This is a genomic window from Candidatus Chloroploca asiatica (assembly GCF_002532075.1).
In the GTDB taxonomy this organism is placed as follows: domain Bacteria; phylum Chloroflexota; class Chloroflexia; order Chloroflexales; family Chloroflexaceae; genus Chloroploca; species Chloroploca asiatica.
In genome coordinates this window covers 76,855-91,977 of record NZ_LYXE01000046.1, presented here as the reverse complement: position 1 = coordinate 91,977, position 15,123 = coordinate 76,855, and the positions used below count along the sequence as shown (strand labels likewise).

At 60.3% G+C, this 15,123-nt stretch carries 6 protein-coding genes; all 6 read left to right on the top strand.

Annotated features, from left to right (window positions below; translation table 11 throughout):
• The first annotated feature begins 86 nt into the window (after window positions 1–86).
• The 6 genes from A9Q02_RS04345 to A9Q02_RS04320 all read left to right on the top strand — a co-directional run bounded on the left by A9Q02_RS04345 (window position 87) and on the right by A9Q02_RS04320 (window position 15,054).
• Complete coding sequence (locus A9Q02_RS04345) at window positions 87–5,432, top strand: choice-of-anchor C family protein (RefSeq protein ID WP_216361440.1); 5,346 nt, start codon at window positions 87–89, stop codon at window positions 5,430–5,432.
• Window positions 5,433–5,677: 245 nt separating this feature from the next.
• On the top strand, window positions 5,678–8,473 hold the full coding sequence (locus tag A9Q02_RS04340) for a 2-oxoglutarate dehydrogenase E1 component (protein ID WP_097651133.1): 2,796 nt from the start codon (window positions 5,678–5,680) through the stop codon (window positions 8,471–8,473).
• Window positions 8,474–8,513: 40 nt separating this feature from the next.
• On the top strand, window positions 8,514–9,851 hold the full coding sequence (gene odhB, locus A9Q02_RS04335) for a 2-oxoglutarate dehydrogenase complex dihydrolipoyllysine-residue succinyltransferase (RefSeq protein WP_097651132.1): 1,338 nt from the start codon (window positions 8,514–8,516) through the stop codon (window positions 9,849–9,851).
• A gap of 94 nt (window positions 9,852–9,945) precedes the next feature.
• Window positions 9,946–11,247: a diaminopimelate decarboxylase gene (lysA, locus tag A9Q02_RS04330; protein WP_097651131.1), complete on the top strand. Its 1,302-nt coding sequence runs from the start codon at window positions 9,946–9,948 to the stop codon at window positions 11,245–11,247.
• Window positions 11,248–11,258: 11 nt separating this feature from the next.
• Window positions 11,259–12,605, top strand: a complete 1,347-nt coding sequence (locus tag A9Q02_RS04325) for a winged helix-turn-helix domain-containing protein (RefSeq protein ID WP_097651130.1) — start codon at window positions 11,259–11,261, stop codon at window positions 12,603–12,605.
• Between the two features lie 265 nt (window positions 12,606–12,870).
• A complete protein-coding gene (locus A9Q02_RS04320; protein ID WP_097651129.1) occupies window positions 12,871–15,054 on the top strand; it encodes a hypothetical protein in 2,184 nt (727 codons plus the stop codon).
• Window positions 15,055–15,123: the final 69 nt, after the last annotated feature.

The following is a 15,123-nucleotide window of genomic DNA, read 5'->3' as shown; positions in this document are numbered from 1 at the left end:
GGGATGGCGACCAGAGCAGTCCGGCGCCGGGGAGTTGGCAACGCATCCGCTTCACCGCGCAAAGCCAGGGGAGCCGCTTGCGCCATGTGGAAGTGCGCTATGGCGGGAGTTCCTACGGACGCAGCCTGGAGGTCTTGACCAGTGACCTGCTGGTGGAGCAGAGCACGATTGGCTGGACGGGGGGCAGCAGCATCTACAACAACGGTGGCACCGTCACCGTGCGCAACAGTGCCCTCATCGATAGCAGCACTGGGGCGCAGGCCACCGGGGGCCAGTTGCTGATCGAAAATAGCTTGATCAGCGGCAACAGCACGGGGGTTGCCGTCAGTGGCTCGCCTGTGGTGACGATTACCAACAGTTCGCTGGCTGACAACAGCAGTTACGGGGTCAACAATAGCAGTACGACCGTGATAGTGCAGGCGGCGAACAACTGGTGGGGCGCGGCTTCGGGGCCGTACCACCCTACGCTCAACGCCGCTGGTCAGGGAAGCCGCGTGAGTGACCGGGTTGTCTTTAGCCCGTGGCTCGGTGCGCCGCCCGCTGGCGTCGAACGACGCTATACCGTTGGTGGGCGGGTGACCTTGGACGGCATTGGTCTGGCGGGCGTAACCATCTCGGACGGCACCCGCAGTACGACCAGCGATGCCTCCGGTTTCTACCTGCTGAATGCGGTGCCGGCGGGCACGTATACGCTGACCCCCGCCCGCGCCGGCTACAACTTTACCCCGGCAACCCGGGCGATCAGCGTAACGGATGACCTGAGTGGTCAGGACTTTAGCGCGACAGGTGGCCCGACGCCTACGCCGATCAGCGTGCCCACGGCGACGCCGACAGGCCAGCCAGCACCGACGGCAACTAACACCCCCACGGCGACCCGCACGCCGACTAATACGCCCACGGCGACCCGCACGCCTACAGCCACCCCTGCTCCAGGCAGTTCAATTGTAGCCAACGGCAGCTTTGAAGAGCCAGATGTAGGGTCTAGCTGGCAGACGCTCTCATCTGGGGCAACGATAGGTGCCTGGATAGTCGAAGCAGGCGATGTTGATCTCGTTGGGACATACTGGCAGGCCGCCGATGGCAATCAATCACTTGATCTGGCAGGCGGAGGGACGGGATCGGTCTACCAGGATCTGGTGACACAAGCGGGCTCGACCTATGTGCTTCGTTTCGCCATGTCGGGCAACCCGGATAGTGCCGGGCTTAAGCAGATGGAGGTCTACTGGGGTGGGACACTGCTTGACACCCTGACCTTTGATACAACCGGTAAATCACACGCTAATATGGGATGGGTTATCTATACGTATACGGTCACGACTAACGCACCGACGACCCGACTCCAATTTACGGGTTTGACCAGTAATCATGGCGCAGTGATTGATCACGTGCGCGTCGAGGGTTCAGCAAGTGAGGCCCCAAGCCCGACGCCAACGAGTGTCCCGCCGACGGCCACCTCCACCTCCACGACAACGCCGACATCTACGAGCGTGCCGCCCACGGCAAACCCGACCAATACGCCAAGCTCAACCGCGACTCCGCCTTCTACGCCTGGCTCTGGTACGTGGCAACTCACTGGCAGTATGCAGGTCAGTAGGGCATGGCACACTGCTACCCGTCTGGCTGACGGCAGGGTACTGGTGGCGGGTGGTACATCAGGGCAGTGGGGTTCTGGCCTCGCCAGTGCCGAACTCTATGATCCGGCGACGGGGATCTGGACGCCTACGGGTAATTTGAACCAGGCACGTCTGGCTCACACGGCAACTTTGTTACCTAACGGTAAGGTGCTGGTCGCCGGTGGTGAAGGTGCGGGTTGGCTTGCCAGCGCCGAGATCTATGATCCGGCGACAGGCACTTGGAGTAGAACCGGTAACTTGCAGCGTGGACGTTCAATGCATACGGCAACGCTGCTGCCCAATGGCAACGTGCTGGTTGCGGGTGGGTATGGTAGTGGTGATCTCACCAGCGCCGAGTTGTACGATCCAGCGACTGGACAGTGGACGACGACGGGAAGTATGAAGACTGCCCGGATGCGGTATCCGGCAGTACTCTTGCCCAATGGCACGGTGCTGGTCGCCGGTGGCTCACAGTTTGGCGGGGGTTCTTATCCAACAACGGCAAGCACGGAGATCTATAATCCGGCGACCGGGCAATGGAGTGATACGGGTAGTCTGAATACCTCTCGTCACCATCATCAGGCTGTATTGCTATCGAATGGCACGGTGCTGGTGGCCGGTGGCTACAATACCCTCGATGTTGTAAGTGCAGAGGTCTACGATCCGGCGACTGGTGTCTGGACTTTTACCGGTTCATTGCAAGAGCCGCATGTGACGATGGGAATCATGATGGTGCTGCTGCCGAATGGTCAGGTACTGGTCAATGGCGGCAGCGATAAGGCCCAACTCACATCACGCCCCATGAGCGAGTTGTACGATCCTGCACGCAACACATGGATCCGTACCGATGATCTGAATGTTGGGCGGAGTGCGCATGCGGTTGTGGTGCTATCAAATGGCACAGTATTGGCAACTGGCGGCTATCAGACCTTGCACACAAGCCTTGCTAGTGCGGAACTCTATCAGATGGAGAGTTCGCCGAATCCGACCGCAACGCCAACACCAACCCCGACTTCAACGACTGTCCTGCCAACGGCAACGGCAACCACCACGACGGTGCCACCGACGCCAACGGCAACCGCCACGACCGTCCCACCAACGCCAACGACCACCACCACCACCACCACCACGACGGTGCCACCAACACCGACGCCGACGAGTGCTCCGTTGACCTATTCAGTGCGGGGGCGAGTGACCAGTGCGGGGGCGGGGCTCGCCGAAGTGATCATTACTGATGGGACGCGGAGTGCGACGACAGGGAGTGATGGCACCTATCTGTTGACGGGGGTGCCACCGGGAACCTATACGCTCACGCCGTCGCGGAGTGGGTATGGCTTTGCCCCAGCCGCACGTGTGGTGACGGTCAATAGCAATCTAGCTGATCAGGACTTTACGGCAGTGGAAGTCAGCGCGAGCAACCTGGTTCTGAATGGCAGCTTTGAAGAGCCAGATGTGGGTGCGCGCTGGCAGCGCTTTAGCGCCGGGGCGACGATGGGCCAATGGCTTATCGGGGCGGGTGATGTTGATCTGGTGGGGCTGTATTGGCAGGCCGCCGATGGCAAGCAGTCACTCGAACTCGCTGGCGATCGGATCGGATCGGTTCATCAGGATCTCGCGACCCAACCCGGGACAACCTACTTGCTCAGTTTTGCCATGTCGGGCAATCCGGATCGGGCCGGGCTCAAGCAGATGGAAGTCTACTGGGGCGGTGCGCTTGTTGATACGCTGACCTTTGATACCCGTGGACAATCGCGCACCGCGATGGGTTGGGTCGTGCATGCCTATGCCGTCACGGCCAGCAGCGCAACGACCCGCCTGCAGTTTACGAGTCTCACCTCGGCGTATGGGCCAGTCATTGATCAGGTGCGTGTCGAAGCAACCGGGCTGCAACTCTTCACTGTTCAAGGACGGGTGAGCACTGGTGGCGTGGGCCTGGCAGGGGTGACCATTGCCAATGGCACGCATGTGACGATAACTGATGATGAAGGGCGTTATACGCTGAATGGGGTGCCTCCGGGTAGCTATACCTTGACCCCGGCGCGGAGTGGGTATACCTTCACGCCAGCTACGCGCATCATAACCCTGACCGGTGATCTGGTTGGCCAGGATTTTGTTGCCCTCCCCGAGGGGCCTGGCGAGGATCTGGTGCAGTCAGTGACGCCACGCGAAGGCCCCGCCGGTCAGACGACTCGCGTGACGGTGCAGGGCACTGGTTTTGCCACCACACCCCCGCCCGCGGCCCGGCTCGTTGGGGTGGCAGGCTCCTTCGGGTTGACTGAGGTTACTGCGCAGGGGGCGACCAGTTTTGCGGCAACGGTTCCGGCGACGGTGCCGCCCGGTACGTACGACCTGGTGGTGGACTCCAACGGGCGTACGGCAACCTTGCCCAACGCCTTTACCGTGCTGGCCGCCGCCCCGGCGGTGACAAGTGTCTTGCCACCGTCGGCGCTGAATGATGTTGAGACCGAGCTGCTGGTGCAGGGGCGCAACTTTGCGGCAGGGGCTGGCGTGCGCCTCGGCAGTACCAATCTTGAGACGACACGCCTTGATGGTACGACGCTGCTCGCGGTGGTGCCGGCGGGTCTTACGCCGGCACCCTACGACGTGGTCGTGACGAATCCCGGTGGCGGCGAGGCGCAACTTGCCAACGCCTTCACCGTGGTTGATGCGACTGATGCAACCTTCGACGATCTCTTTAGCAGCAGCGATCAGTTGTGGATCAACCCGGTCTTGCCACGAGCCAATGAGCCCTTCGAGGTGGGTCTGGTGGTGCAACGCAGTGGGGGCAAGACGACCCTGACTGATGTGCCGGTCACCTTCCGCCGTGACTCGGTGACTGGCCCGGTGCTGGGCAGCGCGACGGTGCCGTTCCTTGATCCACCGGCGAGCAGCGAGAGTACCACGCCGCTGAGCATTACCCTGCCCAGCGCTGGGATCGTGACGCTCTATGCGATCATTGATCCCGAGGGAACGCTCACCGAGAGCACGACGACCAACAATGTGATCAGTCGGACGATGCTGGTGGCTGTGGCCGCCCGTGATCAGACGCCACCCGTGGTAACGGGAATTACGATCAATGGTGGGGTTGCGACGACTGTGGTGACCCGCGGCATTACCGTTGATATCAGTGCGTTTGACCCGTCTCCAAATGCCAGCGGGGTGCGGTCAGTCCATGTGATCGAGTATGTTTATAACGAAGGCGCGCAGCGTTGGGTGCCGATGGCGAGTTCAGGGTGGTTGCCTTACAACCAGACGCCCGAAAGCTACCGCTGGACCCTGGCACCGCTGCCTGGCATGCACTATCTGCAGGTACGGGCACGAGACGGCGCGAATAACATCTCGATCGGCCAGGCACGTCGTCTGATCACCTACGAACCAGCAACTGACCAGATCAGGCGACGCCAGACGCGCATCTACCGCTATGAGGTCGGGGCAGGCCAGGAGTTCCGGGTCAACCTGGAAGTCCTCTCGGGTGATGCAGATCTCTATGTCTGGTCATCTGATCCGCAACAATCGGCCTGGGTGAGCAACCTGCCAGGGAGTGCGAACGAGCAGGTGATCATCCCGGCTAGCCAGGTCGTAGCGGGGATCTACCAGGTCGAGGTCTACGGCTACACGGCGGCAGAATACCGGCTGAGCACCTCGCTTGGCGGTGCTCCGGCGTCGGTGCAGGCGCTGGGTGGTGGGCTGGCGCAAGAGAAAGATCTGCCTGTTGCCCCGCTCGTACCGGTGAATGCTCTGCCGGATGCGCTGGTAGGTGATGTGCCACCGCTCGAAGCCGAGGTCTACCGGGTCTATCTGCCGTTGAGCTTGCGGTAAGGGTGCGTTTCTGTCGCGTCGCAGGCTTTATGCGGATGATGTCTGTGGCCCAGTGCTGAGCCTATAGTGAATGGGTGGACACCAGGGGCAGCGCCCCTCGTCTCCACCCATTCACTATGGGCTCATGGTACAATACGAGCCAGCAAGAATTGTGCAAGAAAGATCCACCGAAACGCGCCAGTGATCAGCATACGGGCAGGCCAGGTGAGCGCAACCGCGGTGGAACGTGAGAAACAGAGAAGCGTATGAGCGAATGGCTGCAGTTTCATGGCCCCAATGCGGGCTACTTGATGGAGTTGTACGAACGCTATCAGGCCGATCCTGACTCGGTTGATGCGGCAACCCGCGATTTTTTTGCGGCGTGGACGCCTCCTGGGGTTGAGGTGCGCGATAGCGAGCATGGGGCCGGACTTGATGTGACGCGCATTGTTGGTGCGGCACGCCTGATCCGGTATTTGCGTGAACTGGGTCACGTGGCGGCCCGGATCGATCCGCTGGGGAGTGACCCGCCCGGTGATCCTGGGTTGGAATTGATCTCGCACGGGGTGACCCAGGCTGACCTCGCGATGCTGCCCGCCCATATTATCCGTGGGCCTGTGGCGACCCATGTTCGCAATGCCGCTGAAGGGGTCGAGCGTTTGCGCCAGATCTATTCGGGGGCGATTGGCTATGAGACCGATCAGATCCAGAACTGGGAAGAGCGGAACTGGATCCGTGAGGCGGCAGAGAGTGGCCGCTTTGCCTTTGATCTCGATACCGATCGCCAGCGTGAGTTGCTCGACCGCCTGACTGAGGTCGAGACCTTCGAGCGCTTTTTGCATAAGACCTTCCCCGGGCAAAAGCGGTTTTCGATCGAGGGCACCGATATGCTGGTGCCCGTGATTGATGCGATTATTCGCAATGCCGCTGCTGGTGGTACCCGTGAGGTCGTGATCGGTATGGCTCACCGTGGGCGGATCAATGTGCTTGCCCATATTCTTGGGAAACCATACTCGTCAATTCTGAGTGAATTTCATACGCCAGATTATACGAAAGATACCTACCTGGGTTGGACGGGTGATGTCAAATATCACCTTGGCGCTCGCAAGGCCTATCGTGAGAGTGGTGTCTCTGAGATGCCGATTACCCTCTCGCCCAATCCGAGCCACCTGGAGTATGTGAATCCGGTGATTGTCGGGCGTGCCCGCGCTGCCCAGGAGAAACGTACGCGCCCTGGCTATCCCGAGGAGGACGAGAAGGAGTCACTCGCCATCTTGATCCACGGCGATGCGGCCTTCCCCGGGCAGGGGATCGTCGCCGAGACCCTCAATATGTCGCGGCTGGAAGGCTATCACGTTGGCGGAACGATCCATATTATTTTAAATAATCAGATCGGTTTTACCACCGATTATCAAGAATCACGCTCAACGCTCTATGCTTCTGATCTTGCCCGCGGCTTCGAGATGCCGGTTGTGCATGTCAATGCCGATAACCCCGAGGCGTGCATTTCGGTCGCTCGCATGGCCTGGGCGTACCGCGACAAGTTCCAGAAGGATATCTTGATTGACCTGGTCGGCTATCGGCGATGGGGCCACAACGAGGGTGATGAGCCGGAATTTACCCAACCCCGGATGTATGAGAAGATCCGCAATCATCCGACGGTACGTGAGATCTGGGCACGCGAGCTAGAGCGCCGTGGTGTGATTACCCACGAAGAAGCCCAGGCTCGGGTGGAGGGCGTCATGCAGCGGCTGCAACAGGCGTTTGATACGGTGCGTGAGCGTCAGCGCCTCGCGGCCAGCCTGCCACCGACCGAGGAGTTGCCGCCTGCCCCTCTCGCCAACCCCTTGCGCGAAACGATCTTTGCCAAGCCGATCTCGGCGCAGAAGTTGCTTGAGTTGAATGAGGCGCTGCTTGATCGCCCCGAAGAGTTTATTGCGCACCCCAAGCTGGAACGGATGTTGCAGCGCCGCCGCCAGACGATCCATGACCACGCTGGGATTGAGTGGGCGCATGCCGAGGCGCTCGCATTTGCGGCGATTCTGGCTGACGGTACGCCGATCCGTATGACTGGACAGGATAGCGAGCGCGGTACTTTTAGCCAGCGCCATCTGGTGCTGCACGATTCGCTGACGGGCGAACGCTTTGTTCCGTTGCACCATATGCCCCAGGCCCGCGCTGCGTTCGCTCTCTACAATAGTCCGCTCTCGGAGGCGGCTGTGCTTGCGTTTGAATATGGCTATAGCACCCACGCTCCCGGCACGATGGTGCTCTGGGAGGCGCAGTTTGGCGATTTTGCCAATGGGGCGCAGGTGATCATTGATCAGTTCATTGTCGCGGGGCGCTCGAAGTGGGCCGTTGATCCCGCCCTGGTGCTCTTGTTGCCGCATGGCTACGAGGGTCAGGGCCCCGAGCATTCGTCGGCGCGCCTCGAACGCTTTTTGCAACTCGCCGCCACCGATAATATCCGGGTGGCGAATCCGACCACGGCGGCTCAGTATTTCCACTTGTTGCGCTACCAAGCGTCGGCGCTGGCGCTGCATCCGCGCCCGCTGATTGTGATGACGCCCAAGAGCCTGTTGCGCAACCCGCGCTCGAATTCGTCGCTTAGCGATCTGACGGCTGGCCCCTTCAAGCCGGTGCTCGATCGCGGGGCCGATGCGCCGCCTCCCGAAGATGTGACCAGGCTCATTCTCTGTAGTGGCAAGGTCGCGATTGATCTGCTAGCCTCGGGTGAACTCGAACGAGCGGGCGGCAGCGTTGATCTCGTGCGTGTCGAGATGCTCTATCCGTTCCCCGAGCACGATCTGCGGGCGACGCTTGAGCGCTACCCCAATCTGCACGAGGTGATCTGGATGCAGGAAGAGCCACAAAATATGGGCGCATGGTCGTATATCGCCCCGCGGTTGCAGGCGATCCTTGATGATGGCCTGACGTTCCGTTATGTCGGGAGGGGTGAGTCGGCTTCAACGGCTGAGGGCATGCATAGTCTGCATGCCCGCGAGCAGCAGCGCATCTTGCGTGAAGCCGTCGCCGGGGTTGTGGTTAGTACCGTACGGTAAGCCTGGGGGTGTTTTGTGAGTGACTTTGCGGAGCAAGCATATGGCATATGAGATCAAAGTTCCAGCGCTCGGTGAGTCGATTGTGGAAGCGATTGTGGCGCGCTGGTTGAAGCAAGCGGGTGAGGCGGTTGCCGCTGGTGAGCCAGTCGTTGAACTTGAAACCGATAAGGTCAATCTTGAGGTTGCAGCTGACCATGCTGGGGTAATCGGTGCGCTGCTGGTGCAAGAGGGGGCGACGGTCGGCATTGGTGATGTGTTGACGACGATTGTTCCCGGTTCGGCGGTGACCGTCGTGGTTCCGCCACCGACTGCCACCGCAGTCCGGAGTGAGAATGGTGCCCATACCACGCAAGAGGAAGCGGTGAGTCTACCCGGTGGCGTCGTCGCTACCCCGACGGCCCAGAAAGTGGCCGCGCAGCATGGCATTGATCTGCGTACCCTCAGCGGAACTGGCCCTGATGGGCGCATTACGAAAGAGGATGTGCTGCGGAGCGTGGAGGCTCCTGCGACCAGTGCCGTTGCGGTACCTGCGGTACCTGCGGCACCTGCGCGTCCCCAACCAGTTGATCCCCCACGAGCGGCACCGGCAGCACCGGTTCGTCCCATTCCTGCCCCGGCCCCAACGCCTATCGAGTATGCACCAACGCCGGCCCCAGTGGTAGCTGCGGGGGGCGATGGTCGCCGTGAGGAACGGCAACGCCTGACGCGTCGCCGCCAGACGATCGCCCGTCGTCTGGTCGAAGCTCAGCAGACCGCCGCTATGCTCACAACCTTTAATGAGGTTGATATGAGCAGCGTGATGGAATTGCGCAAGCGCCATAAGGACGGTTTCAAAGAGCGTCACGGGGTTAACCTCGGTTTTATGTCGTTCTTTACCAAAGCCGCAGTCGGGGCACTCAAGGCCTTCCCGACGGTCAATGCCGAAATTCAGGGCGAAGAAGTGGTGATTAAGCACTACTACGATATCGGGATGGCGGTTGGCGTTGAAGAGGGCCTGGTGGTGCCGGTGGTGCGCGATGCTGACCGCAAGAGCTTTGCGCAGATCGAGCAGGAGATCGGCTTGCTAGCGGGCAAAGCCCGCAACGGTACCCTCAGCCTCGCTGAATTGATGGGGGGCACCTTTACGATTACGAATGGCGGTGTCTATGGCTCGTTGATGTCCACGCCCATCCTCAATGCGCCGCAAGTTGGCATCCTCGGTCTCCACAAGATCGAAGAGCGCCCGATTGTGCGTGATGGTCAGATTGTGATCCGCCCGATGATGTATCTGGCGCTCAGTTATGACCATCGCCTGATTGATGGGAGTACGGCAGTGCGCTTCCTGGTGCGGCTCAAAGAGTTGATGGAAGATCCTGAAGCGTTACTGCTTGAAGGGTGATCCGTTTGTGCGTCGTGCGCGGTGCCAGCATGCTGGCTCCCCGCACCGGCGCACAGGGTCGTCGAAGTGATCGGCTTATTGAGGAGCAGCACTGATGTATGTGTGGCCCGAGACGGTTGCGGTGTGTGATGGGCGGCTCACGCTTGGGGGATGCGATCTGGTTGCACTGACCGAGCAGCATGGGACGCCGCTCTATGTCTTTGATGAGGTGACGCTGCGCAGCGCGATGCGCACCTATCGGGCGGCATTTGCCGAAGTCTACCCGGCGCAGCATCGCGTCCACTATGCAAGCAAGGCGTTGCTTAATACCGCGCTCGCCCAGATCGTTGCCGAGGAAGGCCTCGGGTTGGATGTGGTGTCGGCGACTGAGTTGCGCGTGGCCCAGCGGGCCGGGGTGCCGATGGAGCACGTCCATCTGCATGGCAATGCCAAGAGTGCGTTCGAGCTTGAGCGGGCGCTGGCATGGGACGTTGGCGCGATTGTGGTGGATAATCTTGATGAGCTTGCCCACCTGTGCGCACTGACAGCACACCGCCCACAACCGCAGGGCGTTTTGTTGCGTCTCGCCCCGGATATTGCCGCACAGACGCATGCCCATATTGCCACCGGCAGCAGTGATGCGAAGTTTGGCCTGCCCCTTGCCGCACTTGATGCAGCTGTGGCCCAGATCCTGACGGCACCTGGACTCCACTTGTTGGGCCTGCATGCCCATATTGGCTCGCAACTCTTTCGGCTTGATCAGTTGCAGGCGACGCTGCAGGTACTGGTTGAAGCGGCGGTGCATGTGCGTGACCAGTACGGCCATATTGTGACCGAATTGAGCCCGGGTGGTGGTCTGGGGGTTCCGTATACGACCGAGCAACCACCGACTGATATTTGTGGCTACGCGACGACGCTTGCCGCGACCCTGACTGAGGCGTGTACGCGGGCGAACTTCCCCTTGCCTAGGCTGACGATCGAGCCGGGACGCTCCATTATTGCGCGGGCGGGCGTTGCGCTCTATCGGATCATCGGACGCAAATATGCGCCCGATGGACGGCTGCTCTACCTACACGTTGACGGCGGTATGGCCGACAATCTGCGCCCGGCGCTCTATGGGGCGCGGTATAGTGCGCTGCTAGCCAATCGTGCCGCCGAGCCAGCGGATACGGTCGTGGCGGTCGCAGGCCGGTACTGTGAATCTGGTGATATTCTGCTGCGTGAGATAGCCCTGCCATCCGGTGCACCTGGTGACATCGTAGCGGTCGCCACCGCAGGTGCGTATACGTTGAGCATGGCGAGCACCTACAACCTTGTTCCACGCCCCGCTGTGCTTTTGCTAGCAGGCGGCTCGGCTCGGCTGATCCAGCGCCGCGAGACCGAAGAAGAGTTACTTGCGCGTGACATCGCGCTGTAGCAGGGTGGGTGATGCAAAATCATTTCTTTTACCGTGGCCCGATCCGTGATCGGCGCTACCTCTATGGGCGCCAGCCGCTGCTCGAGCGTGCCCTCGCGTTTCTTGCCTCTGGGCAGAGTGTGGCGCTGATTGGCCCGCGGCGCATTGGCAAGACCTCACTGCTGCTGCAACTTGGCGATCCAGCGTTGCATGCCCAGATCGGGCGTGAGGTCAGCCTGCTCCGTTGCGTCTACCTCGACTGCCAGAGTCTCGTTCAGGCGAACCCTGAGATGATCTATGGGCGGCTACTTGCCGCGATCGGCGAAGTATCGGGGGCTGCTGCGTCGGGGTGTCGTGCGGATGGCATCGAAGGCGCAACATTCGCCCAGTTCGAAGCAGCCATTGAACGCGCCAGCAACAACGGCTACACATTGATTTTTTTGCTCGACGAGTTCGAGAGTTTGCTTGCGAATACGCAGCTTGATCAGATCTTCTACACGAGTCTGCGGGCACTGTCTACGACGCATCGGGTTGCCTATGTGCTTGCTTCGTCGTGCCCCTTGCTTGACCTCAACTATGCGCATCTTGAGGCGTGGAACGTTGCGTTGCTCAATGATTTTGCCGTTATTCGCCTTGGGTTGCTCTCGGTTGAAGCGAGTCGGCTGCTGTTGCAGGATTTGTCGGCACAGAGTGGTTTTGTGCTTGATCAACACTTGCTTGCTGTCTTGCTGGAACTCGCCGGTTGCCATCCTCTCTTTCTCCAGATCGCCGGTTACCATGCGATCGAGTTGCTGAAGATCGGTGAGTTGCAGCGCCCCTATGATGCGGCAACACTTGAGCATGCATTTCTGAGCGAAGCAGCCGCGCATTCGAGCGCCATGTGGCATCGGTTGAACCCTGAGAGCAAGCAGATGCTGGCGCTCTTTGCGCTGCTTGCTCCCGGGCATCCGGCTGCGGTGCGTCGCCTCGAAGAGAATGGTTTTGTGACCCGTGATGCCAATGGGCAGCCAACCCTGTTTTCGCCGGCCTTTCGCCGTTTTGTGGCTGAACAAGCCCTGCCCGGCTTGATCCAGGTGCCGCCGGTGACAATTGTGCCGTCACTCAAAACGGCCCTGTTGCGCGGTGAGCCGTTGCCCTTGCCACCGCAACAGTTTCAACTCTTGAGCTATCTGGTCGAGCATCGCCAGCGCATCGTCTCGCGTGAAGAATTGACCGAAGCGCTTTGGGCGCGCCACGACGCAGCGAGCCTTGAGAGTCTGCGTACCGCGTTGCGGAGTCTGCGCGAGGCGCTGGGCGAAGACCAGGGCTGTATCCAGATTCTCCGCGGCCACGGCTGCCAGTTTGTTGCGCTCGATCTTCCGGTTTTGCTCCCCCAATGATCCGCCAAACTTCCCTGTTTGTTCCCTCCACAAACTCAGCGTTGATGCGCTATGATGGGGTCAATCCCAACAAAACAATGCGTCAATCTCGCTCCTTGTTCGTGTTTTGGACGCTTATATGCTCATCGAGCCTCCCAGGTTGAGGTGCAACTGTAGCGCCTTCTGCCACTTCCCCTTTGCCCAGGTGCCCCCTGCATTGGCTTGCAGTTGCCCCACACGCCAGTTTTGAGGCCCTGATGAGTCCAGCACAAAGGAATTGGTCAACATGGGAAGGGAGCAACCCCGTCGGTTCTCTGGTCGTACGTCGGGTCGTTTGATTGGGTTATGGCTCGTTGTGGTGCTGCTTGGAGGGGCGTTGGCCTTGCCCTCGCTCTTGGCCGCAGCGTCACGTCAGGCGAGTCTTGCCAATTGTGCCCAGGTTCCCGTGGTCGAAGCGGGCACCGAGTTCGCGCAGTCTTTCGCCCAAACGTCCTCAGGGTCAGCCTGGGTTCGTTTGATGGTCAAACAGGATCAGCGTTATCGGCTCGAGGTGAGTGAGGCTGCCGCGCTGCAGTTGAGTCTCTATGACCATTGTAGCCGTGGCGGTGCGACATTTGCGCTGACTGATGGCACGCTTGAGTTTACCGCGCTGCGTGATGGGCCGCTCTTTTTGCTGGCCGAGCGCAATGGGCGTGCCGTCGCGAACGAGGCGAGTTTTGCTGTCAGTCTGGCCCCCGCCGCCCCGCATCGCCCAAATCTCACCCAGAGTCAAGAGGTGCCCGAGGCGGTGCAACGCCGGGCCATTGAGTTCCTCGAAGAGTTGCGCGGCAGCGACCTCGCCCCCGAATGGGCCGAGGCTCGCCTGAGCCGTGATGTGCGTATTATCTATCGCCCGGATCTGCAAACCCCAGCTTATTATGAATTTAGTGTTGAAAAGCCAGGGCCAAACGGCTATGAGCCAGCCGGCTTTATTCAGCTTGCCGCTGGCGAGCATGACTATCCTGTGTCGCACTGGGACGTTTCGGGTATGTCGCCGACCCAGGAACTGGCTGAAATTGCGCCGCTTGGGGCGAAGTTGACCGAGTTTTACAAGCTCGATGCACTCTCGTATGTCTCGGAGTATGAAGCATTCACGCCACTGGGCATCACGGTTGCAGTGGATGATGTCGTGAATCTTGGCGATCTGCCGCAACGCATTCCGGGTCTGAATGATCTGCCGCAGGAAGAAGCCGAACTGGTGACCGAAGGCGTCGACTCAGAGGGCAATGTCGAGCGTGAAGGCCCCGAAGAGTTGCCACTGAGCGAACAGGAAGAATGGCCTTCGTGGGAAGCCTTGAAGAAGGAGTATGAGTCAGCCTACGCACCGTTGCTTGCCGCCCAGACGCAACGGGTCGAAGAGACCTGGACACTGGATCAGAACCTGCGCACCAACGGTGAAACACTGATCCGCGGGGATCTCCGTGAGGTCTTTGGGCTGCCGAATCAGCCGATTACCGCGATCAGTGTGACGGGCGACGGAACCACAGCGCAGTATCTCCAGCAGGAACAATTGACTGCGGAGACACAGTTGCGTGGTGTCCGGTTGGTGGTACTTGATGAACCCGAAGATACCGCAACGCTGTTGCCGATCAATGTTGAAATCACCTATGGAAGCGGGGTCACCGAGACAGTCAAGTATGCGATTGCCAACAGTCAAGCGCTTGGCCTCACTGGTGCCAATGCGGTCTATCTGCCCGTCGTCAATCGGGGTGGCAGTGGCACGGCTGAGGTTGCGGTAAGCCGGGCGGGGGCAACGCTCAACTCGTGGGGGCCGTGGCAATACTGGTGGGCCGACGGCAATACGGGCGGCATTCGCTACGGCCAGTTTACCACGGGCGGTTGTGCCAGCGGCTGTGGCGCAACGGCCTGGTCGATCCTCTTTGCCTGGGTTGACCGACGTGCATCCGAGAATCACCCGCGCTGGCGCAATCACTGGGGGCTCTACCGCGAAAATGGCGGCCTCGGCAGCAATGTCGTTGCGCCAAAGAGCCAGGATACCGGCGTGCGCAATATGACAAGCGAGATCCGTGGGCATATTGGCACCTTCTGCATCGCCGGCAGTGGGGCGACCTGGCCGTGGCGGATGATTGATGCATCCAAGTATGTACAGCCACGGGCAAGCGCCGCGTGGCGGATGAATACCCGCTACGATCCGACCGGTCTTTGCTGGTTTGGGGCATGTGACCGCAACCGCAATCTTGCCCGCGATCAGATCGTCAACCGGCGTGCGCCAGCCGTGGTTGGTACCGGCTGGTTGCAACACTACCCGGTCGCCTATGGCTACGCCCAACGGAGCAAGCGTTCATGCTTCCTCTTTATCTGCAATACGAGCTATCAGCGTAGCTTCTATGTCAACAACGGCTGGTATGGCAACAATAACGGCTGGACGAGTGCCGATGTCTGGTTTGCCGGGGTCTATAATAATCCGTGATGCAAGGGGGCCGCAGGCCCCCAGGGATTTTCGCTTTGCTGGTCGAGAACCCCAGCTACGCTGGGGTTC